The 23706-nt window shown below is 65.9% G+C and carries 29 protein-coding genes and 1 tRNA gene; 20 read left to right on the forward strand and 10 right to left on the reverse strand.

What is annotated here, in order from left to right:
- Positions 1-66 precede the first annotated feature (66 nt).
- Both gyrA and B7L05_RS06650 read left to right on the forward strand, forming a co-directional pair.
- On the forward strand, positions 67-2859 hold the full coding sequence (gene gyrA / locus B7L05_RS06645; RefSeq protein ID WP_085809514.1) for a DNA gyrase subunit A: 2793 nt from the start codon (positions 67-69) through the stop codon (positions 2857-2859).
- Positions 2856-3206: a DUF952 domain-containing protein gene (locus B7L05_RS06650; RefSeq protein WP_085809515.1), complete on the forward strand. Its 351-nt coding sequence runs from the start codon at positions 2856-2858 to the stop codon at positions 3204-3206. Before gyrA ends, B7L05_RS06650 begins: the two co-directional genes overlap by 4 nt.
- Before the next feature lie 7 nt (positions 3207-3213).
- On the opposite strand, the gene B7L05_RS06655 is transcribed toward B7L05_RS06650, so the two are convergent.
- From B7L05_RS06655 to B7L05_RS06665, 3 genes are read right to left on the reverse strand one after another with little or no spacing between them, the layout of a single operon-like run.
- Positions 3214-3609, reverse strand: a complete 396-nt coding sequence (locus tag B7L05_RS06655) for a DUF488 family protein (RefSeq protein WP_085809809.1) — start codon at positions 3607-3609, stop codon at positions 3214-3216.
- A gap of 38 nt (positions 3610-3647) precedes the next feature.
- Positions 3648-4058 carry an SgcJ/EcaC family oxidoreductase gene (locus tag B7L05_RS06660; RefSeq protein WP_256926640.1) on the reverse strand — a complete coding sequence of 137 codons (411 nt, stop codon included), beginning with the start codon at positions 4056-4058 and terminating at the stop codon, positions 3648-3650.
- On the reverse strand, positions 4055-5683 hold the full coding sequence (locus B7L05_RS06665) for a bifunctional diguanylate cyclase/phosphodiesterase (RefSeq protein ID WP_085809516.1): 1629 nt from the start codon (positions 5681-5683) through the stop codon (positions 4055-4057). Before B7L05_RS06665 ends, B7L05_RS06660 begins: the two co-directional genes overlap by 4 nt.
- Before the next feature lie 46 nt (positions 5684-5729).
- Between B7L05_RS06665 and moaA the strand changes: the two genes are divergently transcribed.
- Positions 5730-6740 carry a GTP 3',8-cyclase MoaA gene (gene moaA, locus B7L05_RS06670; protein WP_085809517.1) on the forward strand — a complete coding sequence of 337 codons (1011 nt, stop codon included), beginning with the start codon at positions 5730-5732 and terminating at the stop codon, positions 6738-6740.
- A complete protein-coding gene (locus B7L05_RS06675; RefSeq protein WP_085809518.1) occupies positions 6737-7516 on the forward strand; it encodes an NAD kinase in 780 nt (259 codons plus the stop codon). The genes moaA and B7L05_RS06675 overlap by 4 nt, the downstream gene beginning before the upstream one ends.
- Before the next feature lie 64 nt (positions 7517-7580).
- On the opposite strand, the gene B7L05_RS06680 is transcribed toward B7L05_RS06675, so the two are convergent.
- From B7L05_RS06680 to pspF, 3 genes are all read right to left on the reverse strand, one after another.
- Positions 7581-7655 (reverse strand) — tRNA-Asn (locus B7L05_RS06680).
- 127 nt (positions 7656-7782) lie between these two features.
- Entirely contained in the window at positions 7783-8388 is a 606-nt protein-coding gene (locus tag B7L05_RS06685) for a superoxide dismutase (RefSeq protein WP_085809810.1), read from the reverse strand.
- Between the two features lie 97 nt (positions 8389-8485).
- The gene (gene pspF / locus B7L05_RS06690; protein WP_085809519.1) at positions 8486-9541 is read right to left on the reverse strand and encodes a phage shock protein operon transcriptional activator; all 1056 of its coding nucleotides are present in this window, start codon (positions 9539-9541) and stop codon (positions 8486-8488) included.
- A gap of 259 nt (positions 9542-9800) precedes the next feature.
- Here pspF and B7L05_RS17400 point away from each other — a divergent pair, with 259 nt between their 5' ends.
- From B7L05_RS17400 to B7L05_RS06735, 10 genes are all read left to right on the forward strand, one after another.
- Positions 9801-9938, forward strand: a complete 138-nt coding sequence (locus B7L05_RS17400; protein ID WP_179187141.1) for a hypothetical protein — start codon at positions 9801-9803, stop codon at positions 9936-9938.
- An 82-nt stretch (positions 9939-10020) separates the two neighbouring features.
- Positions 10021-10701 (forward strand): phage shock protein PspA, encoded by a 681-nt coding sequence (pspA, locus tag B7L05_RS06695; RefSeq protein WP_085809520.1) that lies wholly within the window; start codon positions 10021-10023, stop codon positions 10699-10701.
- Between the two features lies 1 nt (position 10702).
- A complete protein-coding gene (gene pspB / locus B7L05_RS06700) occupies positions 10703-10990 on the forward strand; it encodes an envelope stress response membrane protein PspB (RefSeq protein ID WP_085809521.1) in 288 nt (95 codons plus the stop codon).
- Positions 10990-11373, forward strand: coding sequence for an envelope stress response membrane protein PspC (gene pspC / locus B7L05_RS06705; RefSeq protein ID WP_085809522.1), 384 nt, complete (start codon positions 10990-10992; stop codon positions 11371-11373). The genes pspB and pspC overlap by 1 nt, the downstream gene beginning before the upstream one ends.
- A gap of 22 nt (positions 11374-11395) precedes the next feature.
- Positions 11396-11692, forward strand: a complete 297-nt coding sequence (locus B7L05_RS06710; protein ID WP_085809523.1) for a hypothetical protein — start codon at positions 11396-11398, stop codon at positions 11690-11692.
- Positions 11693-11722: 30 nt separating this feature from the next.
- Positions 11723-12052, forward strand: a complete 330-nt coding sequence (locus tag B7L05_RS06715) for a hypothetical protein (protein ID WP_085809524.1) — start codon at positions 11723-11725, stop codon at positions 12050-12052.
- 12 nt (positions 12053-12064) lie between these two features.
- Entirely contained in the window at positions 12065-12364 is a 300-nt protein-coding gene (locus B7L05_RS06720) for a hypothetical protein (protein ID WP_085809525.1), read from the forward strand.
- A gap of 33 nt (positions 12365-12397) precedes the next feature.
- A complete protein-coding gene (locus B7L05_RS06725; protein WP_256926641.1) occupies positions 12398-12646 on the forward strand; it encodes a hypothetical protein in 249 nt (82 codons plus the stop codon).
- Positions 12647-12661: 15 nt separating this feature from the next.
- Complete coding sequence (locus B7L05_RS06730) at positions 12662-12901, forward strand: hypothetical protein (protein WP_085809811.1); 240 nt, start codon at positions 12662-12664, stop codon at positions 12899-12901.
- A 46-nt stretch (positions 12902-12947) separates the two neighbouring features.
- Entirely contained in the window at positions 12948-13364 is a 417-nt protein-coding gene (locus B7L05_RS06735) for a SufE family protein (protein WP_085809527.1), read from the forward strand.
- Between the two features lie 7 nt (positions 13365-13371).
- Here B7L05_RS06735 and B7L05_RS06740 read toward each other — a convergent pair whose 3' ends face one another.
- Entirely contained in the window at positions 13372-13674 is a 303-nt protein-coding gene (locus B7L05_RS06740) for a polyhydroxyalkanoic acid system family protein (RefSeq protein ID WP_085809528.1), read from the reverse strand.
- On the reverse strand, positions 13671-14102 hold the full coding sequence (locus B7L05_RS06745; RefSeq protein ID WP_085809529.1) for a VOC family protein: 432 nt from the start codon (positions 14100-14102) through the stop codon (positions 13671-13673). Before B7L05_RS06745 ends, B7L05_RS06740 begins: the two co-directional genes overlap by 4 nt.
- Before the next feature lie 140 nt (positions 14103-14242).
- On the opposite strand from B7L05_RS06745, the gene lnt reads away from it, so the two are divergent.
- Positions 14243-15790, forward strand: coding sequence for an apolipoprotein N-acyltransferase (gene lnt, locus B7L05_RS06750; RefSeq protein ID WP_144037165.1), 1548 nt, complete (start codon positions 14243-14245; stop codon positions 15788-15790).
- A gap of 56 nt (positions 15791-15846) precedes the next feature.
- Positions 15847-17058: a methionine adenosyltransferase gene (gene metK / locus B7L05_RS06755; protein ID WP_085809530.1), complete on the forward strand. Its 1212-nt coding sequence runs from the start codon at positions 15847-15849 to the stop codon at positions 17056-17058.
- A gap of 21 nt (positions 17059-17079) precedes the next feature.
- Here the strand turns inward: metK and B7L05_RS06760 are convergent, their stop codons facing one another.
- Positions 17080-17721 (reverse strand): phosphatase PAP2 family protein, encoded by a 642-nt coding sequence (locus tag B7L05_RS06760; protein WP_085809531.1) that lies wholly within the window; start codon positions 17719-17721, stop codon positions 17080-17082.
- 63 nt (positions 17722-17784) lie between these two features.
- On the opposite strand from B7L05_RS06760, the gene B7L05_RS06765 reads away from it, so the two are divergent.
- The 4 genes from B7L05_RS06765 (at position 17785) to B7L05_RS06780 (ending at position 22724) form a co-directional block, all read left to right on the forward strand.
- A complete protein-coding gene (locus B7L05_RS06765; protein WP_085809532.1) occupies positions 17785-18468 on the forward strand; it encodes a tRNA (guanosine(46)-N(7))-methyltransferase TrmB in 684 nt (227 codons plus the stop codon).
- A gap of 124 nt (positions 18469-18592) precedes the next feature.
- Positions 18593-19168, forward strand: coding sequence for a polysaccharide biosynthesis/export family protein (locus tag B7L05_RS06770; RefSeq protein WP_144037166.1), 576 nt, complete (start codon positions 18593-18595; stop codon positions 19166-19168).
- Between the two features lie 107 nt (positions 19169-19275).
- Positions 19276-20544, forward strand: a complete 1269-nt coding sequence (locus B7L05_RS06775; protein ID WP_179187142.1) for an outer membrane beta-barrel protein — start codon at positions 19276-19278, stop codon at positions 20542-20544.
- Between the two features lie 47 nt (positions 20545-20591).
- Positions 20592-22724, forward strand: a complete 2133-nt coding sequence (locus tag B7L05_RS06780; RefSeq protein ID WP_085809535.1) for an AAA family ATPase — start codon at positions 20592-20594, stop codon at positions 22722-22724.
- Here the strand turns inward: B7L05_RS06780 and B7L05_RS06785 are convergent.
- Positions 22712-23608, reverse strand: a complete 897-nt coding sequence (locus B7L05_RS06785) for a hypothetical protein (protein ID WP_085809536.1) — start codon at positions 23606-23608, stop codon at positions 22712-22714. The two genes, B7L05_RS06780 and B7L05_RS06785, sit on opposite strands and share 13 nt — an antisense overlap.
- Between the last annotated feature and the right edge of the window lie 98 nt (positions 23609-23706).

Consider the following 23706-nt stretch of genomic DNA (forward strand, 5'->3'; position numbering starts at 1 on the left):
CGTGACAATCGGGTTGCAGCGTCCTAGACCATTGCAACCGACAAATCCCATTTCGAAAGTGACGTTTTGACCGACGAGACCGTCCTCGCCGACCCTTCGGATATTCAGCCGATCTCGATCGTCGAGGAGATGAAGACCAGCTACCTCGATTACGCGATGAGCGTGATCGTGGCGCGCGCGTTGCCCGACGTACGCGACGGGTTGAAGCCGGTGCACCGGCGCATCCTGTTCTCCGCGAACGAGAGCGGCTTCACCTACAACCGGCCGTACCGCAAGTCCGCGCGCATCGTCGGTGACGTCATCGGTAAATATCACCCGCACGGCGACACGGCGATCTATGACGCGTTGGCGCGGATGACGCAGGACTGGTCGATGCGCGCGCCGCTGATCGACGGCCAGGGCAACTTCGGCTCGATGGATCCCGATCCGCCCGCCGCGATGCGCTACACTGAAGCGCGCCTCGCCAAGATCGCCGATTACCTGCTCGACGACCTCGACAAGGACACCGTCGATTTCCAGCCCAATTACGACGGCTCGGAAAGCGAACCGCAGGTATTGCCGGCGCGCTTCCCGAACCTGCTCGTCAACGGCGCGGGCGGCATTGCGGTCGGCATGGCGACCAACATCCCGCCGCACAATCTGGGCGAAGTCGTCGACGCCTGTCTGGCGTTCATCGATAACGGGGCGATCACCACCGAAGAGCTGATGCAGATCGTGCCGGGGCCCGATTTCCCGACCGGCGCGATGATCCTCGGCCGGGCGGGCGCGCGATCGGCGTACGAGACCGGGCGCGGATCGATCATCGTGCGCTCGCGCTACGTGATCGAGGAGGGGCGCGGCGACCGGCGCTCGATCGTGCTGACCGAAATTCCCTATCAACAGGGCAAGAACGCGCTGGTCGAGCGGATCGCGGAGGCGGCGCGCAAGAACGGCAGCGAGCCCGCGCGCGTCGAGGGTATCAGCGACATCCGCGACGAATCGAACCGCGAGGGCGTGCGGATCGTCATCGATCTGCGCCGTGACGCGACGCCGGAGGTGGTGCTGAACCAGCTGTGGCGGCACACGCCGGCGCAGGGCAGCTTCCCCGCCAACATGCTCGCGATTCGCGGCGGCCGGCCCGAGCTGCTCAACCTGCGCGACATCATCGCGGCGTTCGTCCAGTTCCGCGAGATCGTCATCACGCGACGCTCGAAGTTCGAGCTCGCCAAGGCACGCGACCGGGCGCACATTTTGCTCGGGCTGGTGATCGCGGTCACGAATCTCGACGAGGTCGTGCGGATCATCCGTGGATCGTCGTCGCCGGCGGAGGCGCGCGCGGCCTTGATGGCGCGCGAGTGGCCGATCGCCGAGATCGCGGGCTACATCAAGCTGGTCGAGGCGGTGGAGACCGAAGTCACGGGCGACACCTATCGCCTGACCGAGATCCAGGTGCGCGCGATCCTCGACCTGCGCCTCCACCGGCTGACCGCGCTCGGCCGCGACGAGATCGGCGACGAGTTGAAGACGCTCGCCGGTTCGATCGCCGAACTATTGGCGATCCTGGCGGATCGGGCCAAGCTCTACGCGGTGATGCGCGACGAGTTCACCGAGGTGCGCGCGCTGTTCGCCACGCCTCGCCGGACCGAGATCGCGGCGGCCGCCGACGGGATCGACGACGAGGATCTGATCGAGCGCGAGGACATGGTCGTCACCGTGACCATGCAGGGCTATATCAAGCGCACACCGCTAGAGGCGTTCCGCGCCCAGGCGCGCGGCGGCAAGGGCCGCAGCGGGATGGCGACGAAGGACGAGGATGCCGTCACCAGCCTCTTCGTCACCTCGACGCACACGCCGGTGCTGTTCTTCTCCACCGCGGGCAAGGTCTATCGCATGAAGGTGTGGCGCCTGCCCGAGGGCGGCGCGAACACGCGCGGACGTCCGATGATCAACCTCCTGCCGCTGCAGGCGGGGGAGACGATCTCCACCGTACTGCCGCTGCCCGAGGACGAGGGCGACTGGGGCAAGCTCCACGTCATGTTCGCGACTGCTAAGGGCAACGTGCGGCGCAACTCGATGGACGCGTTCACCAACGTGCCGTCGAACGGCAAGATCGCGATGAAGTTCGACGGTGAGGATGCCGACGACCGGCTGATCGGTGTCGCGCTGCTCGAGGAGGACGACGACGTGCTGCTCGCGACCCGGCAGGGCAAGGCGATCCGCTTCGCCGGCGACGAGGTGCGCGAGTTCCAGAGCCGCAATTCGACGGGCGTGCGCGGCATGCGGCTGGCGGCGGGCGACGAGGTGATCTCGCTGTCGATCCTGCACCGCGCCGGAATCACCGACCAGGAAGAACGCGACGATTATCTGCGCCACGCGCCATGGAAGGCCGAAGGAGTCGATCGCCAGCCGCGCGTGATGGACGATATCCGCTTCGCCGAATTGCGCGCGAAGGAGCAGTTCATCCTAACGGTGTGCGCCAACGGCTATGGCAAGCTGTCATCGGCGTTCGAATATCGCCGCACCGGGCGCGGCGGGCAGGGGATCACGAACATCGACAACATCGCGCGCAACGGCGCGGTGGTGGCGAGCTTCGCCGCGAGCAAGAGCGACCAACTGATGCTGGTGACCGATCAGGCCAAGCTGATCCGTATGCCGCTCGCCTCGCTGCGCGTGATCGGCCGCGGATCCGCCGGCGTGCGGCTGTTCAACGTCGCTGATGACGAGCACGTCGTCGGCTGCGCGCGGATCGACGAGGAGCCTGAGCCCGAGAATGCCGCCGAGGCAGCCGTGGCGCAAGAGCTTTCCCCGCCCGAACGCGAGGCCGATGCCGGGGCGACGATCGGAGATGACGCGGCGGCCGGCCCGGAGGATGGCGAATGAGCCGGCCGACGACCGCCTACAAGGTGCTGACCGCGGCGCAGATGGCGGCGCTGGAGCACGACGGCCGCTTCGCCGGCGCGCCGGTGGATCTTGCGGATGGTTACATCCACTTGTCGACCGCCGCGCAGCTAACCGAAACCGTCGACAAGCATTTCGCGGGGCAAGACGATCTACACGTCGCGGCGGTCGATCTGGACGCGGTGCGCGAGCAGGTTCGGTGGGAAGAGAGCCGGGGCGGGCAGCTGTTCCCGCATCTCTACGGCGTGCTGACGCTCGACGTCGTGGTGGCCTATGGGCCGCTCGAACGCGACGAGAGCGGCGCAGTGCGCCTGCCGGTGACGGGCTGATTGACCGTCAGACGTAGAGGTCGACGACGTCCATGCCGCTGCCTTCCGCCTCTAGCAGCAGCGTGCGATGGCAGTGGCAGGGATCGCGCTCGTAGCACAGCAGCGCGCTCGGCCTCTCGCCGGCGAGATCGCGCATCTTGGCGACTGCGGCTTGCGCCTCGGGTAGCTCGAGCTGCTCGTCGTACACCGCGCGCAGCGTCGCGACGTCACCCTTCTTGGCGGCATCGCGGCCGCGCTTCGGCGTGCCGAGCGCCTTCAGATGGACGTATTCGATCCCCGCGGCGGCGAGTGAGGCAGCGAGGATCGACTTCGAGAAGCCCGGACGGCGCGATAGTGGCAGTGCGCGCACGTCGATCACCCGCTCCACGCCTGCGGCCGTAAGCGCGGCCAGGAACGCATCCATCGTCGCGCCCTCGTAGCCGATCGTGAAGATGCGCCCGCTCACGAACTGTGATCCGTGATGATCTGCCACCCTGCCTTGCGCCGCTCGAAAACCAGCGTCGTCATACCGGTCTGTGGTGCGGCAGGGCCGGCCAGTGTCCACCGGGCGACGAGTATGACGTGCACGGCGCTCAGCGGGCGCCAGGCAATCGGCTGAAGGCGCAACGTGCCGCGGGTGTTCGCTCCCGCAGCGAAGCTCTTGACATAGCGCTGCGTGATCTCGGCCTTGCCGCGCGCCACCGTCGCGTCGGATACGTAGACGGCATCGTCGGCGTAGAGCGCCATGAAGCGATCGATGTCGCCGCTGTTCCAGCCGTTTGCGCTCGCCGTCAAAGCTTGCTCGATCGCTGCCTGCGGCGATGCGACGGTGGCGGCCGCAGCGACAATCGGGATCAGCAGTGCCGGCATCATCCGTCCTTCATTTCGATCAGCCGAGCAAGCTCGCGTTCGTCGAGCGGCCCCGCGCAGAGAAAGCCCTGATACAGATCGCAGCCCTCGTCGGCGAGCAGGCGGCGCTCTTCCTCGCTCTCGACCCCCTCCGCGATCGTTCGCAGGCCGAGCCCCGCGGCGATCGCGATGATGCCGCGTACGACGATCCGCCCGCGCGGCGCGCCGGCGATGTCCTGCGTCAGGCTGCGGTCGATCTTGAGGTAGTCGAGCGGCAGCGCTTTGAGATAGGCGAGGCTGGAATAGCCGGTGCCGAAATCGTCGATCGCGACGCGCAGCCCGGCGCCGCGAAGCGCGTCGAGCCGGGCGGCGGCGATCGGCAGATCGTCGACGAGTCCGCTCTCGGTCACCTCCGCCGTCACGCGCGACGGCGCGATCCCGGAACGCGTGACCAGATCAAGGAAGTAGCTGGGGAAGTCGCCGCGCGCGAGATCGGCGGCGGTGACGTTCACCGCGACGCGCAGCGCACCCATCGCACCGCGCCAAGTGGCCGCCCGGCGGAGCGCGAGCGCCTGGATATGCTCGGATAGCGCGGTCGCAAGCCCCGCGCGATCGGCTGCGGCGAACAGCGTTGCCGCGCCGAGCACGCCGTGCACCGGATGTTCCCAGCGCGCCAGCGCTTCGACGCCGAGCACGTGCCCCTCCCGCAGCGAGACCTGCGGCTGGAACAGAATGTCGATCTCGTCGCGGTCGATCGCGCGGTGGAGATCGGCGGCAAGCCGAACGTCGGACGCGGTCTGCGGGTGCGGCGCGATCCGCACCGCCGCGCCGTCGCTGCCGATGGCACGGTCGAGTGCCTCGCGCGCACGGCGGATCAGCGCAGCGCCGTCCTCGCTGCCCGCACGATGTGCGACACCGATGCGGACGCCGAGGCTCGCCTCCAGACCATCGACGACGAAGCGGCGGTTGAGCGCCGCCTCGATCGAGGCAATCCGCGCGGGAGACGCATGATCCTCGGCATCCATGCTAAATGCGACGATGAAGCGTGCGCCCTCGTCGCGTTCGATGACGCCGCGCGTCGGCAGCAGCGCGGCGATCCGCGCCGCGGCTTCGCGCAGCAATGCGTCGCCGACGTCGCGACCGAAGGCAACGTTGACGGTGTCGAATCGCGTGATGGCGATAACGGCTACGCTCGCGCTCTCCGCTCTGCCGAGCGTGGCGAGGAACCGGGCTGCCGCACCGTCGCTGATCTCGCCGGCGCGGCGGGTTCGGCCTGCGCCGCGCAGTCGGCGGGCGTAGCGCCCCGCAAAGGCCAGCGCATCACCGAGCGCCATGGCATCGGGATCACCCACCAGGATGTGCGTCGCGCCTCGGGCGTAAGCGGCGCTCGCGTCCGTCGCGTCGGGTATCAATGCGAGCAGGGCGGCACGATCGGCAACCGCGCGCGCCTCTTCGGCCGCGATCAGGGCGATGTTGGCACGCGCATCGACCAGGCGGATTTCGGCTAGTTCCTCACCGATTGCCCATCCGGCCGCGCGGACGCGATCCGCCAGCGCTCGCGCGCTGCTACCGCAGGCCACCGTGCCGATCTTCGTCGCTCCGTCGCTCACCGGCAGGTTGGTACGGCGGGTGTCGACCGGCAGCAACACCGCACGGGCCTTGCCGAGGGGATGAGCAGCGCCTAGCTGTCCCTCAATGGGAGTCTCGCAGGCCGCCGCGGATGATCTGGTCGACGGCTTCGGCCGGACGATCCGCTATCTGCGCATCTCGGTGACCGATCGCTGCGATCTTCGCTGCCGCTACTGCATGGCGGAAAAGATGACGTTCCTGCCGCGTGACCGGCTGCTCGCGCTCGAGGAGATCGCGATCATCGCGGAGCGCTTCATGGCGCTGGGCGTGCGCAAGATCCGCCTGTCGGGTGGCGAGCCGCTCGTCCGCCGCGACGTGATCGAGCTGACGCAGCGCCTTGGCAGCCACGTCGGCGGCGCGCTCGACGAACTCACCATGACGACCAACGGCACACGGTTGGCCGAGCATGCTGAGGCGCTTGTTGCGGCGGGGATGCGGCGCATCAACGTCAGCATGGACAGCCGCGATCCCGACAGGTTCCGCTTCATCACGCGACACGGCGATGTGGAGCAGGTGCTCGGCGGGATCGCCGCGGCAAAGCATGCAGGCCTTTCGATCAAGATCAACATGGTCGCGCTCAAGGGGCTGAACGAGGACGAGATCGCGCCGATGCTCCACTGGTGCGTCGCCGAGGGGCACGATCTCACGCTGATCGAGACGATGCCGCTCGGCGCGATCGACGAGGACCGCACCGATCGCTTCGTGCCGCTGACCGCCGTGTTCGAGCAACTGTCGGCACACTTCAATCTTAAGCGCGACCTCGCCGGCACGGGCGGCCCAGCGCGGTACTGGCGGGTGGGTGATAGCGGAACGCGGCTGGGCCTGATCTCGCCGCTGACGGCGAACTTCTGCGACGGCTGCAACCGCGTGCGACTGACGACAGAGGGTCGCTTGTACAGCTGTCTCGGCCATGACGATCAGGTTGATCTGAAGGCGGCGCTGCGTCAGGGCGGCGTACCCGCGCTCGACGCGGCGATCCGGCTCGGCATCGCGGGCAAGCCGGCGCGTCACGATTTCCGCATCGGCGTCGGCGAAGCGCCGGCGGTGGCGCGACACATGAGCGTCACCGGCGGATGACGCATTTCGCGCGGCGGGCACTCGTCGCCTCGCCTACCGCCCCGGCTCAGGCGGCGCGTGCGGCGCTGGCGGACGCATGGGACTGGTGCACGATCGACGAGGCGGATGTGGTGATCGCGCTCGGCGGGGATGGCTTCATGCTGCAGACGCTGCACACGATGCTCGATGCCCGCCGCGCCAACGTGCCCGTGTTCGGCATGAACCTTGGCACGGTCGGCTTCCTGATGAACGAGTGGCGGCGCTACGATCTCGACGAGAGGCTGTCGAACGCGCGCGCATTCAAGGTCACCCCGCTGCTGATGACCGCCACTGGGCAGGACGGCCGTGTGCACACGATGCCGGCGATCAACGAAGTGTCGCTGCTGCGCGAGACGCGGCAGACCGCCAAGCTGGAAGTGACCGTCAACGACCGCGTGGTGATGGACGAGCTCGCGTGCGACGGCATCCTGGTGGCGACGCCGGCAGGTAGCACCGCGTATAATCTCTCTGCGCATGGGCCGATCCTGCCGCTGGGATCGGCGATGATCGCGCTGACCCCGATCAGTGCGTTCCGTCCGCGGCGGTGGCGCGGTGCGATCTTGCCCGACAAGGCGCGGATCAAGCTGCGCGTGCTCGATCCCGCGAAGCGTCCGGTGTCCGCGGTCGCCGATCAGCGCGAGTTCCGCGAGGTGGCGGAAGTGGAGATCGCGATCGATCGCGCGCGCGAGCTTACGCTGCTGTTCGATCCCGAGCACGCGCTCGATGATCGCATCACGATGGAGCAGTTCGTCGCCTGATTGGCGCTAGAGCCGCGCGCTCGTAGCTGCGTTGCCGCCTAGCCTACGGTGTTGAAGGTCCCGCTGGCTCCCTGAGTAGGATTCGAACCTACGGCCGCTCGATTAACAGTCGAGAGCTCTACCGCTGAGCTATCAGGGAACGCTGCGGGAGGCGCGTCTTTAGCTGGATTTCGGGCGGGTGCAACCCCCGCCAAGCCGAAAAAGCCGCGGCAAAAGAAAAGGGGCAGCCGGAGCCGCCCCTTCTTATGCGGATGGCGCTTGTGCGCTCAGGCTGCGTCGAAGCGCTTGCCCGCCTCGTCCCAGTTCACGACGTCCCACCACGCCTTCAGATAGCCGGGACGATCGTTCATGTAGGTGAGGTAATAGGCGTGTTCCCACACGTCGTTACCAAGGATTGGTGTGCCCGGCTCCTTCGCGTCGTCCATCAGTGGATTGTCCTGGTTGGGCGTCGAGGTGACCTTCAGCGCGCCCGAACTGTCCTTGATCACCCATGCCCAGCCCGAACCGAACTGGCCGGCGCCCTTAGTGTTGAAATCTTCCTTGAGCTTGTCGAGCCCGCCATAGGCGTCGATCGCCTCGGCAAGCTTGCCCGACGGCTGAGTCGACCCCTTGGGTGCCATGATCTTCCAGAAGAAATCGTGGTTCCAGTAGCCGCCGCCGTTGTTGCGGACGAGCGGCGGAAGCTGCGAGATCATGCCCAGGATCTCCTCGATCGACTTGCCCTCGAGCTTGGGATCGGCGGCGACGCCCTCGTTCAGCTTGTTGGTATAGGCGGCATGATGCTTGTCGTGGTGGAAGGTCATCGTCTCCTTCGAGATGACCGGCTCCAGCGCATCGTAGCCGTAGGGCAGCGGCGGGAGTTCGAAAGCCATGGGATGCTCCTTCAGAGAATGCGCCTTGCGGAACGCGACGCTGCCCAAATGGCTCCGGCGAGATCGTTACGCAACCGCTCCGACGCCCGGGAACGCGTCAGCCGGTCGCGCCGATCATGTCGTGGCGCCGCAGGGCATGCCGCAGCTGATCGTAGCTGAGGCCGAGCGCGTCCGCAGTCGCGCGCTGGTTGAAGCGATTGTCGGCCAGCGCGCGCGACAATAGCTCCTTCTCGAACAGCGCCACGCGGCTCTTAAAATCGGACGGGCCGACGTCGCACGCGGCCACTTCGTCGCCGTCGTTGGGTGGGACCTGCGGTGTGGTGCGTGAGGGGTTTGTGGGGGCTGGCGAGGGGCTGGAAGCGGCGGCGCTGCCCGGCCGGTACGGCGACTGGAAGGGATCGAACTCGATCGACTCGATCGGGCCGTCATAGTCCCAGCGATACACCGCGCGCTCGACGACGTTGCGCAGTTCGCGCACGTTGCCCGGCCAGCGATATTCGCGGAGCGCCTCCTGCGCCTCCGGCGCGAACCCGGGCCAGCGATCGCGATGCAGTTCGGCCGCCATGCGCCGTCCGAAATGATCGGCGAGGATGACGATGTCGCTACGCCGCGCGCGCAGCGGGGGCAGGGTCACGACTTCGAACGATAGCCGGTCGAGCAGATCGGCGCGGAACTCGTGGCGATCGACCTTGTCGGGAAGATGCTCGTTGGTGGCGGCGACAATGCGGACGTCGACGCGGATCGGCCGCGACGACCCGATCCGGGTCACCTCGCCATATTCGACCGCGCGCAGCAAACGCTCCTGCGCGCCCATCGACAGCGTGCCGAGCTCGTCGAGGAACAGCGTCCCGCCATCGGCCTCCTCGAAGCGACCGACGCGCGCCTTGGTCGCGCCGGTGAACGCCCCCGCCTCGTGCCCGAACAGCTCGGCCTCGATCAGCGTCTCGGGCAGTGCGGCGCAGTTCATTACGACGAGCGACTGGTCCCAGCGCGGGCTCAGCCGGTGGAGACGCTCGGCGACGAGCTCCTTGCCGGTCCCGCGCTCGCCGATCACGAGCACCGGGCGATCGAGCGCCGCGGCGCGGCTCGCGCGTTCGAGCGCGTCGAGGAACGCGCCCGATTCGCCGATCACTTGTGTCGCACGTTCCGCCATGCCGCCTCGCTTCGCCTGCCCAAGCCTTGGCGCATTCTCCCAATGCTTGGCAAGGCGTGTGTAGCGCTCACATATCACTGAAGGCCAAAGGCACAAGCGGGCGACGCCGGTCTAAGTGACTGTAGTTAGGCCGATTCTATAAAGTCGCATGTCGCCACCATCCCGTCGCCAACCTTCCGCGAGACTTGGCACGCTGTCTGCAAAGCATTGAGCAACCCCGACAGACGGGGACACGCAATCAGATCGAGGAGACATCGCCATGAACAAGTTTGAAAACATCGGCCGCACGCTCGCCGCCATCGCCTGCACGATCGTCTTCAGCACCACGATGGTGCTCGGCGCGGTCGGCCCGGCGCAGGCGGGCACGGCCGGCGCCATCGCTCGCGCGATCGCGTGAGCGAGGCGGCCAGGGCGCGGCTTTCCCTCGCCGTGTCCCGGCGCCGAGCGTATAAAAGGGCGTCACCCAGGAGTTTTCGTTGATGGGCATCTTTTCCCGAACCCGCGACATCGTCGCTGCCAACATGGCGGAATTGATCGAGAAGGCGGAAGACCCCGCCAAGATGATCCGCATGATCATCCTCGAGATGGAAGAGACGCTGGTCGAAGTGCGCGCCTCGGCGGCGCGGACGATCGCTGACATCAAGGAGATGCGCCGCCACGTCGCCAAGCTGTCCGATATCGAGGCGAATTGGACCGAGAAAGCCGAGCTGGCGCTGTCGAAGGATCGCGAGGATCTCGCCAAGGCGGCGCTGATGGAGCGGCAAAAGGCCAGCGACATGATCGACCAGCTGCGTGCGGAGATCGGCGTGCTCGACGATTCGCTGCGCGGATCGGAGGAGGACATCGCCAAGCTGCAGAACAAGCTGCGCGAGGCGCGGACCCGCCAGAACAGCATCGCGACGCGGCTGGAGAGCGCGAACAACCGCACCAAGCTGCGCGAGATGTGGAACGGCCCGCGCACGCACGAGGCGTTCAGCCGCTTCGACATGCTCGAGCGGCGCGTCGACGAGGCCGAGGGACGCGCCGACGCACTGGGCCTGGGCGCGCTGCCCAAGAGCCTGGACGAGGAGATCGCCGAGCTGAAGGCATCAGACCGCGTCGATGCCGAACTGGCTGCGCTGAAGGCCCGCCTCAACAATCGCACCAACGGGAACAATTGAGATGGAAGACATCATCGTCCCGATCACCATCGTCCCGACCCTGTTCATCGGGTTGCCGTGGCTGATCATGCATTACGTGACGAAGTGGAAGCAGACACCCGGCTCGATGACCGCGGAGGACGAGACGCTGCTCGACGATCTGCACTCGCTGGCGCGGCGGCTTGAGGACCGGGTGAACACGGTCGAACGCATCGTTGCTGCAGACAATCCGGATTTCCGCCCCGGCATCGCCGATTACCGATCCGATCCCGACTACCGGCTCGAAGACCGGACCCAGAGGAGGAACTGATGGCCGACAACAGCCGCACCAAATTCTATCTCAACCGCCAGGAGCGCAAGTGGAAGGGCGTGTGCGCCGGGATCGCTGACTATACCGGGATCGAGGTGCTGTGGGTACGGATCGCGATGATCCTGCTGACGCTCGCCGGCGGGTTTCCGTGGACGCTGGTCGCGTATCTGCTGATCAACTGGATGGCAGATGATCGCCCGGCAGGGCTATACGGATCGGCCGAGGACGCCAAGTTCTGGCAGGGCGTGCGCTCCAATCCAAAGCGGACCACCGCCGAAGTGCGCAGTAAGTTCCGCGAGCTCGATCGCCGGCTAGCCGACATCGAGACGCATTACACCAGCCGCAACACGCAGCTCGCCGACGAGATCGAGCGCCTGCGCTGATCCCAATCCCGGGAGACATACGATGGATTTCCACGGACCGTATTTCGTCCTCGCCATCATCGCGATCTCCTGCGGTGCCTGGCTGATCAACAACTGGATCCGCGCCAAGCACGGCTATTCGATCAGCGACGACTGGGGCCGCAACATCGGCAAGGCGGACGCCCCGGCAAACCGGCAGGTCGAGCTGCTGACAAGCGAGAACGAGCGGCTGGCGGGGATGGTCAGCCGGCTGGAGCAGCGCCTGTCGGTACTGGAGCGGATCGCCACCGATCCTGCGACGCGCACCGCGCACGAGATCGAGCAGCTGCGCGACCGCTGACGAACAAGAATTCGAGAGGGAGGATAGGGCATGACTGCCGCCGAGAAGATCCAGTTGTTCAGCGCGCTCGCCCCGATGATCGGAACGCTCGGCGTCGCCGGGATGCTGGGATGGGTCGCGACGACCTGGATGCGCATCCGCAACGGCTATCCGCTCGACGGCCAGTGGGGACAGGCGCTGTATCCCAAGCGCGACGACGAGACGATCCAGCGGGTCAAGCTGCTGACGCAGGAGAACGGGCAGCTGCGGGCCGAATTGGGCGCGATGAAGGACCGGCTGCAAAACGTCGAGCGGATCGTCACCGACAGCGGTCACCTGCTCAGCCAGGAAATCGAACAGCTGCGCGATCGCGCGAATTGAGGGGCGCAACCGATGGATAAATATGGCTTCGTGATCGCGTTCTTCCTTATAGTCGTCGGCCTTCCGACGGTGTTCGGGATCGGCGGCGAGATGTTCAAGCGCTGGCTGAAGCACAAAGAGCGGATGGCCGAGGCGCTGAGCGCGCAGACCGCAGAAAAGGCGGCGCAATATGCCGCGCATACCGAGCGGTTGGAGCAGCGCGTGCGTGTGCTCGAGCGGATCGTCACCGACCACGGCGTGTCACTGGCGGCGCAGATCGAGGAACTGCGCACGCTGCCCGACGCGGGCGCGACACCCGCGCGGCCGAACTGAACCATCCGATCATTCGATCAACAGGAGTAATCGATGCCCTGGTCCGTCGTTTTCATGGTTATCGCGATCGTCATGATCACCTCGATCGCGCGCGTTTCGAAGGAAAAGTACCGCGCGATCGGTCGTGCCGAGGAGGGCGGGGCGCTGCCCGCAGACGCGATCGCCGGGCGCGAGGAAATCCGCCAGCTGAAGGAGCGGATCGCGGTGCTCGAGCGCGTCATCACCGACAATCACGGTAGCGCCGATCTGACGCGTCAGATCGAAGAACTGCGCAACCGCTAAGTGGAGCCGACGATCATGTCCGATCCGAGCCTTTACCTCACCATCACCACCGCGGCGCTCGCCGGCCTCGTTATCCTCGTCCAGGCGATGCTGACTGGGTGGCGCGGCTGGCTCCAACTCAAGCAGCAGGAGCTTCGCCACGAAAGCGATGCACGCGCCGTCACCCCCACCGGGACGACGGCGCGGATCGAGATTGCGGACCTGAAGGAGCGTATCCGCAAGCTCGAGGCGATCGCCGCCGGCGTCGACCTTTGATCGTGCCGGTTGCCGCGTCGTCGGCCAGTCGTTAGGCGCCGCGGCGATGGCCGACACCACCTCCGATCTCGCGGCACTGCGCGACGAATATGAATTCCTAGAGGTCGATGATCGCTATCGCTTGCTGATCGATCTCGGCCGGTCGCTCGAGCCGATGCCCGAGGCGCTGAAGACCGACGCGACTCTGGTGCGCGGATGCTCCGCCTCCGTCTGGGTCTATCCGACGCGGCGCGACGACGGGACGCTGCACTTCCTCGCCGACAGCAACGCCGCCATCACGAAGGGCATCATCGCGCTGGTGCTGCTGACGGTGCAGGATCGCAATCCAGCCGCGATCGCCGCGACCAACATCCCAGACGCGCTGGCGCCGTTCGATCTCAAGAACCAGCTTAGTTCGAACCGGACGCAGGGCATTCCCAACATGATCGCGCTGATTCGCGAAACGGCGGCGCGCTACCTCTAGGCCGCGATCATTCGAGCAGCTTGGGCGCTTCCTGCTGCAGCTTGAGCCGAATTTTGTCGGAAAACAGCGCCATGAAGGCGGGCAGCTCGAAGCTCGCGTGAACATTGGTCTCGCGGACGTCGAGCTTCACCGCGACGCGCTGGCCAAGCCCCTCGACCGTGAACAGCAACGTATCGCCGCTCCAGCGATGTTCGGTCACCGCGCCGCCGGGTACAAAATCGGCGAGCTTGCCGAAGCTGCCGGCGATCCGCGTCTTCGCCTGCGCGGTGCCGAGCTTGTGGGGGATGTCGATCTCGATCGGGGCGGTCATGCGCTGACCTCCGTGGCGAATAGCTGAGCGTCGTCCGCGAACGCCTTGAATTCGAGCGCGTTGCCCGATGGATCACGGAAGAACATCGTTGCCTGCTCGCCGGCCTGGCCCTTGAAGCGGATGTGCGGCGCAATGCCGAAGGGCACGCCGGCCGCCTCCACGCGCGTCGCGAGCGCCTGCCAGTCCGCCATCGTCAGCACCACGCCGAAGTGCGGCACGGGTACGTCATGGCCATCGACCGGGTTGCTCGATCCGGCGGGGCGCGCGGCGTCGTCGAGATGCGCGACGATCTGGTGGCCGCCCAGATCGAAGTCGATCCAGCGATCGCTCGAGCGCCCTTCGCGGCATCCGAGCACGTCGCGGTAGAAACCGCGCGCCGCAGCGAGATCATGAACCGGAAACGCGAGGTGGAAAGGGCGTAGTGTCATGGGCGAATGATACACCGTAGAAGGGCAAGCGTCACTATATGTCTTGCCACGGGCTTGTCGCCGCCGATGGGCTGCCGCAAGAGAGCCGGCGGTCGCCCGTATCGGGCGGGGCGCCGCGAACAGCGGGCGGGGCGATGAGGATGCGGTTGCCAGCGTTTGTTTCCGATCACCGGTCATTGTGGGCGTCGTTGCTGCTGGGCGCAGCGGCGGCGTGCGGGTTTGCGCCGCTGCAATGGTGGCCGCTGACGCTCGCCGCTGTCGCTGCCTGGATCGCGCTGGTGCATCGGGCGCCGACGATGAAGGCCGCACTGTGGCGGGGCTGGGTGTTCGGCGTCGGGCACTTCACGATAAATAACAACTGGTTCCAACACGCTTTTGACTTTCAGGACAAGATGCCGCCGGTGCTCGGCTATGCCGCGCCGCTTGCGCTGGCTCTGTACCTGGCGGTCTATCCAGCGCTCGCGGCGGGTGCCGCGTGGCGTGTACGACGGCGTGACGTGGACGGAGGGTTCGTGCTCGCCTTCGCCGCGGCTTGGATCGTCGCCGAGTGGCTGCGCAGCGTGATGTTCACCGGCTATGCCTGGGATCCGCTGGGCGTCGTCTGGGTGCCCGTGCAGCCCGTTGCGGCCATCGCCGCATGGATCGGCACCTATGCGCTGTCCGGTTTGACCGTCCTGCTCGCAGGGTCGATCCTGTTGGTGCCGCGGCGTTCGACGACGATCGCGGTTGGGGTGGTGGCGCTGGGCGCGCTGCTGTGGGCGCAGCAGGCCAGTTACCGCACCGTGCCGGCGGGCAACGCATCGGCGGTCCGCGTCCGCGTGGTGCAGCCTAACGTGCCGCAGGACGCGCGCGGGGAGAGCGACGGCGAGATGATGCTCGCCAAGCTTTCGGCGCTCTCGGGACAACCAAGTTCGACGCCGCGACTGGTTGTCTGGCCCGAAGGCGTGGTGCGCGACTATTTCGAGGACGGCTATCCGACGCAATATTATGCCACCGATCCGTTCTGGATCCGCTGGCGCATGGCGCGGCTGCTCGGCCCGCGCGATTTGCTGCTGACCGGCGGGACGGCGCTGCAGTTCGATCGCCGCGGCGAGCCGGTGACGGCGACCAATTCGGTGTTCGCGATTGATCCGCGTGGACGCATCCGCGGGCGGTACGACAAGGCGCATCTGGTGCCGTACGGCGAGTATCTGCCGATGCCGTGGCTGCTGAAGCCGCTCGGACTCGATCGGTTGGTGCCCGGATCGATGGACTTCGCCGAGGGGCCGGGGCCGCGTGCGCTCGACCTCCCCGGTTTCGGCGCGGTGGGCATGCAGATCTGCTACGAGATCATCTTTTCGGGTCAGGTCGTCGATCGGACGCAGCGCCCGCGCTTCCTATTCAACCCGTCGAATGACGCGTGGTTCGGTAAATGGGGTCCGCCGCAGCATCTGGCGCAGGCGCGCATGCGCGCGATCGAAGAGGGGCTGCCGATCGTTCGCGCAACGCCAAACGGCATATCGGCGGTGATCGCCGCCGACGGTGCACTGGTGGCGACCATCCCGCACGAGCGGGCCGGCGCGATCGAAGTGCCGCTGCCCCCGGCGCAACCGGCGACGTTGTTCGCGCGCGTCGGCAACTGGATGGCGGCGATCGCCGCCGCAACGCTGGCTGCAGCGGCCATTGCCATCCGCCGCCGCCGCAGATAAGGCATATAAAGCTATCTTTATATCGTTATCTCTTCAACAATTCTGCCGGAGCGATCATGCGCCAATCGTACCTCTTCACCAGCGAATCGGTCAGCGAAGGGCATCCGGACAAGGTCGCCGATCAGATTTCCGACGCGATCGTCGACCTGTTCCTCTCGAAGGATCCTGAGGCGCGCATCGCGTGTGAGACGCTGACGACGACGCAGCTCGTCGTGCTGGCGGGCGAGATCCGCTGCAAGGGCGTGTACGAGAACGGCGCCTGGGCGCCCGGCGCGGAGGAGGAGATCGAGGCCACCGTCCGCGATACGGTGAAGCGCATCGGCTACGAACAGGACGGCTTCCACTGGCAGACATTCCGCTTCGAGAACAATCTCCACGGACAGTCGGTGCAGATCGCGCAGGGCGTGGACGCGAGCGGCAACAAGGACGAGGGCGCTGGCGATCAGGGCATCATGTTCGGTTTCGCCTGCGACGAGACGCCTGAGCTTATGCCAGCGACGCTTTATTACAGCCATCGCATCCTGCAGCGCATGGCACAGGATCGTCACGCGGGCACCGCGCCGTTCCTCGAGCCCGACGCCAAGAGCCAGGTGACGCTGCGCTTCGAGAATGGCGTGCCGGTCGCCTGCACCGCGATCGTCGTGTCGACGCAGCATGCGAAGGGCTATGACGAGGGCGAGAAGGAGGCGCAGCTTCACGCCTATGTGAAGCAGGTAGTGGCCGACATCCTGCCCGCGCCGCTGCTGTCCGACGCGACTGTCTATCACATCAACCCGACGGGCAGTTTCGAGATCGGCGGACCCGATGGCGACGCTGGGCTGACCGGGCGCAAGATCATCGTCGACACCTATGGCGGCGCCGCACCGCACGGCGGCGGCGCGTTCAGCGGCAAGGATCCGACCAAGGTCGATCGTTCGGCGGCGTACATCACGCGCTATCTGGCGAAGAACATCGTTGCGGCGGGGCTCGCCAAGAAGTGCACGATTCAGCTCGCCTATGCGATCGGGGTCGCCAAGCCGCTGTCCCTCTACGTCGATACGCACGGCACGGGCACCGTCGCCGATGACCGGATCGAGGCGGCGATCGCCGGAATCGGCAAGCTCGGTGGCATGACGCCGCGCGGCATCCGCACGCACCTCGGCCTCAACAAGCCGATCTACCAGACGACCGCTGCCTACGGGCATTTCGGGCGCGCGGCGGAGGGTGACACCTTCCCGTGGGAGAAGCTCGACCTGGTCGAAGATCTGAAGGCCGCGCTCGACGCCTGATGCGACCGCGGGGCGCGTCCGTCAGCTCGGATGCGCCTCCGCCTCGGCCAACGCTTCGTCCGTCGTACCCGCTGGCCGTGCACGGCCCAGCATCTGCCCGGCGCCATCGATCAGCGCGCCGGCAGCTTGATCGGCGACGTAACCGATGACGGCGCCGACCAGCACGTCGCTGGGATAATGCGCGCCGCGCGGAAGCTGGAGCGCGGCGACGGCGAACGCACCGCCGCGCGCCGTTACCGCCAACTGCGGCTGGGTCGCAGCGACCGCCTGCGCGACGGCGACCGCCCCGGCGGTGTGGCCCGACGGGAACGAGTTGAAGTCGGTGTCGCCGCCGCCCTTGCCGGTGCCGGCGTGATGCTTACCGTCGCGCAGCGCGCGCTGCGGCCGCGTCCGATCGATCGACCGCTTGAGCATCGTCTTGCCGCCGGTGGCGAGTGCGTGCGCGAGGAGCATGCGCAGCCCCGTGCGCGCGACGGCGGGCCGACGCATCACCAGACCCGATCCCAGCGTGACGAGCGACAGCGCGACCATCGGCGGTTGATCGGCGACCTCGCTCGCCGCGCCGAGCAGCGCGACCGGCTTCATTCGACGCAGCGCCGCGACGTCACCGACCAGGCGGTGTTCGGTGCTGGCAGCCTTCTTGGCAACGTTCGCTTTTCCCATTCGGCTCGAACATTCGTGCACCGGCTTTGCTCCCGCCGATGCGCGCGGTATGCGCCCGCCCGCATGAACGACCCAGCTACCATCCGCCGCCTGTACGGCCGTCGACAGGGCCACAAGCTGCGCCAGGGACAGGCGGAGCTTGTCGAAACGCTGCTTCCGGCCGTCGAGGTGCCGGCGCAGGGCGCGATCGACGCGCCCAGCCTGTTCGGCGACAATCGCGCGTTGCGGCTCGAGATCGGCTTCGGCGCCGGCGAACATCTCGCGGCGCAGGCGGGGGCGGCTCCCCACGTCGGCTTCATCGGCTGCGAGCCGTTCCTGAACGGCGTCGTCGGCGCGCTCGGCCATATTCGCGATGGTGCGCTGGACAATGTGCGGTTGCACATGGGCGACGCGATCGACGTGATCGAGCGCTTGCCCGACGGCGCGCTTGACACGGTGTATCTCCTGCACCCCGATCCGTGGCGCAAGGCGCGGCACGCCAAGCGGCGGATGGTGAACCACGGCCCGCTGGACCTCATCGCGCGCAAGCTCCGGCCGCGCGGTGTCTTCCGGTTGGGGACGGACGATCCAACCTACTGCCGCTGGGCGATGATGGTGATGAACCAGCGGCGCGACTTCACGTGGACGGCAGGCGCGCCAGCCGGCTTCCTTGTCCGCCCCGACGACTGGCCCGAGACTCGATACGAGCGAAAGGCGAGACGCCAGGGGCACGAGGTGTGGTATTTCACTTATATCCGCGCCGGATAGCTGCCCAACAGACACCCACCGCGGCGAGATGTTCTTTGCGTCGACAGCACGTACGCGTTGCGCCGGATGGGCGGCTATGCAAAGCATATCGATAGTGACGTTCACCTTATTTCTTCGAGGCCCCATGCTACAGCGGTTGGCGTTGCTTTTCGGCTTTTTGTTGCTGACGGTCGGTTGTGCCGAGAAGGGGGACGGGCCGATCCTGTCTTCAGGCGATCGTTACGCCGCGGCTGATATCGCAGGCGACTACCGCCTGGGGGTCGGCGACAAGGTACGCATGACGGTCTATAACGAACCCAATCTGACGGGCGAGTTCTGGGTCAATCCGGATGGCACATTGGCCCTGCCGCTGATCGGCAGCGTGCCGGCGCGCGGGATGGTGGTCGCCGACATTGCCCGTGATGCGACCGCAAAATTTGCTGATGGTTACCTGCGCCAACCCAAGGTCAGCATGGAGGTCATCACCTTTCGCCCGTTCTACATCTTGGGCGAGGTGAGTGCGCCCGGCGAATATCCTTATGCGTCGGGACTGACGGCGCTAAATGCGATCGCCACGGCAAAGGGCTTCACGCCACGCGCCAACCGGGACGTGATCCGCATCCGTCGCCAGGGCGAGGCTAGCGAAGTCAACTACAAGTTGACGCCAGAACTGGTGATTTATCCCGGCGATACGATCCGGATCGGCGAGCGGTTCTTCTGATCTGCGCGAAGACGAGGCATAATGCCTTGCCTAGCATGGTGAATGGCGACACAACGCTTTGGTCTATGGGGGGCAGTTCACTCTTTGCGCGTGGTCGCGCCGGCCTGGTGGCTGTTGCGATCGGCGCTGTCGGCTTGCCGACGGTGTCGTTCGCGCAGAACGGGCTGGTCGTACAGGCAGCGGTGCCACAGGGGTTCGATCGCAATCGTAACGTTGGCGTGCTCCAGCGCTCGCGACCGTCGTACGATGCGCTTGGCATTAGCGTTGGAGGCCTGCTGTTCTTTCCCAGCGTCGAGGTCGGCGGTGGCGGCACAACAAATGCTTATTTGACGCGCGATAACGAAACTGCCGTTCCCTTCGTGTTCGTTGAGCCGGCAGTGACGATGCGCTCGATCTGGTCGCGTCACGCGATCAGCGCACAGGCTTCCACTGCGCGACGTGACTATATCGGTCAGTCGCGCCGGAACGAGCGGACGTGGGATCTAGGCGCCAGTGGCCGGCTCGACCTTGGCCGGACGATCGAGGTCACGGGCGAGGTGCAATCCTCGCTCGATTTTGAAAACCAGTTCACCGGTGAGATCAACTCCGCCGTCGCCGCCGTGTCGCGGTTTCGGCGCAACTTCATCTCGCTGCGTGGTGAATATACGTCGGGGCGACTGCGTGCGTTTGTCGTCGGCGATTACACCGACTTTCGCTTTCGGCCGCTGCCGCTTGGTGATGGAACGTTTCGCGACCAGAGCGTGCGCGATCGGAACCTCGCCCGCATCACTGCACAGGCGGAATATGCCCGGACGCCGAGCGTGTCGCTGTTTGCACAGCTCAATTACACGTCGACGAGCTTCGTCAATCAGCTGGCCGGCGTAGGCAGTCGCGATTCGCAAACGGTTCGCGCCAGCGCAGGCGCCAATGCCGATATTGCGGGACGGCTGCGTGGTTCAATCGCGATCGGTTACAGCATCCGTGACTATGCGTTTGCAGGCTTCGAGACGATCCGCGGGCTGGTTGCTGAGGGACGGTTGGATCTTTTCCCGTCCGAGCAGTTCACGATCACCGCGACTGCGCGTCGCACGATCGAAGATTCGACGTTCGGCAATCGCCAGCCCTTCTGGGACAATCGCTTCGGGCTTCGCGGCGACTATGAGGTGCGGCGCAACCTTATCGTTTCAGCTACCGGCGATTACGCCTTTCAGAACTACCTCGGTTCGGATCGCGAGAACTCCAGCTACCGCGCTTCGGGTGGCGCGCGGCTACTCGTATCGCGGCGCCTGTCGTTGGACGGATCGATCAGCTACGCGCGGCGGCGATCGAATGCCGATCGCGCGGCAAACAATTCGGACGAGGGCCGCATCCAGGCGGGCCTTACCTATCGTATTTAACGTATCGCGCTGCCGATCAGCGGCGAATCACGGGAAGTCAGACGAGCATGGAAGTCAGACACGAAGCCGATGAATATGAGGCCCGGCTCGCCGATGTGATCAGCATCGTGCGCGATACGGTGCGCCGGCGCTGGAAGATCATGGCTGCGGTGACGGCTGCGATTTTCGTCGCTGGCGTCGTGCTCGTGTCGCTGATGACCCCGCAATATACGTCGACGGCGAAGGTTCGCCTCGATCCATCGCGTAATCCGCTTGCGACCAACGCGAACCAGACGCGGGCCGAATTGACGCCAGAGGCAATCGAGACCGAGGTCACCGCGATCCGATCGCTCGATCTGGCGCGACTGATCGTTCGGCAAAATAAGCTCGACAGCGATCCCGAATTCGCCGGTAATCTGGATAAAAGTGGCGAAGCGCTGAACAATAGCGAGGCGCGCGCCAATGCGATCGCTGCCGCGGTCCTGTCACACCTGTCGGTCGATCGCGAAAAGCTGACCTACGTCCTCAACGTCCGCTTCACCTCGACCGACGCGTTGAAGGCGGCGAAGCTCGCGAATGCGTTCGCGGACGGGTACATCGCTACACGGACGACCAACAAGATCGGCAATGCCGAGCGGCAGAGTGCGTGGTTCGAGCAGCGCTTGAACGAGTTGGCCAACGAAGCGCGCCAAGCCGAAGCGCGCGCGGCCGATTTCCGCGCGAGTTCCGGCGTCGTTGAGAGTGCGGCCGCCAACAGTGCGGCCGGGACGGTTGTCGATCAGCAGGTCGCACCCCTCGCCGGAGGGCTTGCGGCGGCAGAGTCGGATGCCGCTGCAGCCCGTGCCAATCTGGAGGCCGCCCGCAGCCAGACACGTCGCGGCGGGCTCGACGCCGTCTCGGAAGTTCTCCGGTCGCCTACCGTCGTCCAGCTACGTGCCCAGCGAGCCGAGGCGTTGCAGAACAAGGATGCCGTCGAGGCGCGTTACGGGGAGCGGCATCCGGAAAGTATCCGTGTGCGCGAGCAGCTGAGCTCGATTGACGCACAGATCGATGCCGAAGCGCGACGGACAATCGGATCGTTGCAGGCGACGGCGGCGGCAGCCGACGCGCGCGCATCGAGCCTGCGCAGCTCCCTCAGCCAGTTGGAGCGCCAGCGCGAGCAGACCACCCGCGCGTCGGTGGCGGCGGACAGCCTCGAGCGCGAGGCGGCAGCGAAGCGTGCGCTGTACGACAAGATGTCGCAGATGTCGCTCGAGAGCATGCAGGCAGCGCGCCTGTCGATCGCGCAGGCAGAAGTGATCGATCGTGCCGAGCCGCAGAGCCGCCCGACCTCGCCCAACAAACCGCTGCTCTATGCCTTGTCGCTGTTGGTCGCGCTGGCGGCCGGCGCCGGTACGATTGCGGTGATGGAGATGACCAGTGGCGGGTTCCGATCGGTCGAGGACGTGCAAACCCAGCTCGGCGTGCCGGTGCTGGCTGTCGTTCCAAAGGTCGCGAAGTCGGAAAACCCGAACGATCTACTGCTCGAACGGCCGACATCGATGTTCTCCGAGTCGTACCGCATCGCGCGCGCGGCAATCCTCGGTGTGCGTGGAACGCGTGCGCCGAAGGTTATCGCGATCACCTCGTCGTTGCCCGCCGAGGGCAAGACAACGTCGGCGGTCGCGTTCGCGCGCACGCTGGCGACCGCTAACGCGCGCACGCTGCTACTCGAATGCGACATCCGGCGAGCCGCGGTTCGTCAGATGGTTCGTACTCCGGCACCGACTGTCGGCCTTGTCGAGGTGCTCCATGGCGAGGCCAGCTTGGACGAGGCGATCCAGCGGGGTGACGTTGCCAACCTCGACCAGCTGCTCGTCGTCAGTCCGTATTTCTCGGCGGAAAACCTATTTGGCGAGGGACGAATGGAGCAGCTCCTGACGACGCTGCGCGACCGGTACGATCACATCATTCTTGATCTGCCCCCCCTGATGGGGTTGGCCGATGGCCGGTTCCTCGCGGTTCTCGCGGATGCGACGGCACTTGTCATCAAATGGAACAGTACGCCGATCTCGGCGGCGCAATCCGCACTCAACTGGCTCAAGACTGACGGCAGCAACCCGGTTGGCGTCATCTATACGCAGGTTGATCCCTCAGCGCATTCGGTCGGCGGGCTATATTATTACTCCAAACAATATTCTGATTATTATCAGGCGAATTGATTTCGGGCGCGCCGAAGCGGCCAGGCGGCAAGCGCCAATGGTGAGAGGCGACGCCTTTTCACATCGATCAGCGTAACGGGCCCCGCTTCGGCCAAGGTATGACATCCCGCGCCGAACGGAGCGGCGCGGGATGGCGTGCTAAGTTCGGCGACCTTTTCCAAGCGCACCGAGGTTGGAGAGAGCGATTGGAAGCGCAGCAGGCGAAGGCCGCTGCCGTAGCTTCCCGTGCAGCGCTGCACCGGCAAATGGATCATGCCATCGTACATGATTGGCGTACCGCCAGGACGCGCGCCGGCCGGATCACGGAAGATCGGTCCACCGCCGTATTCGATCCACGGCCCCGCTAGGCTGTGGGCGTGCGCGGCATAGAGTGCCGTTAACCGTTCGTGCGCTGGCTCACTTGCGGCGTAGAACAGCCACCAGCGATCGTCATGGCGGGCGATCGTCGCATCGAGCGGAACGCGCGGTAACACGATCTCATGTGATCGGATCCACTGGTCGGGGAATGCCACCGCGCGATACAGCCAGCTAGTGCCTGAACGATGCGCTTCCGGCAGCATCCAAGTGTCGCCGTCGGCTTCGAAAACATACGGATAGGAGAGATGCCAAGGCTCGCGCACTACGGTTTTGCGCGACAGCAGAACGAAGTGCTCGTCAAATGTCAGCACGTCGATCTGCCCGACGCCGCCAATATAATCGTATTTTTCCACAAATACGTGAAGTCGACCGTCACGCCACAGTCCGAAAGGATCGGCTAGATAGGTGAGGCCGCGTGTTCCGGGCAGCCAACTTATTGCCAAGTGATCGAGCGAGCCGCGCGCGATGATTGATGCTGCATCCGCATGCACGATGCCGCAGCGCCAGAAATCCTTGATCCATTCCATTGGTACGACCTTTACATGGTTGGCAAGGCCGACGCGACCATTCCATGCCTGTCGATGCTGTGCGTCCAGCTTGCGATATCAACACCGCTCGCGTACCC

This window comes from Sphingomonas sp. TZW2008 (assembly GCF_002117915.1).
Classification (GTDB): domain Bacteria; phylum Pseudomonadota; class Alphaproteobacteria; order Sphingomonadales; family Sphingomonadaceae; genus Sphingomonas.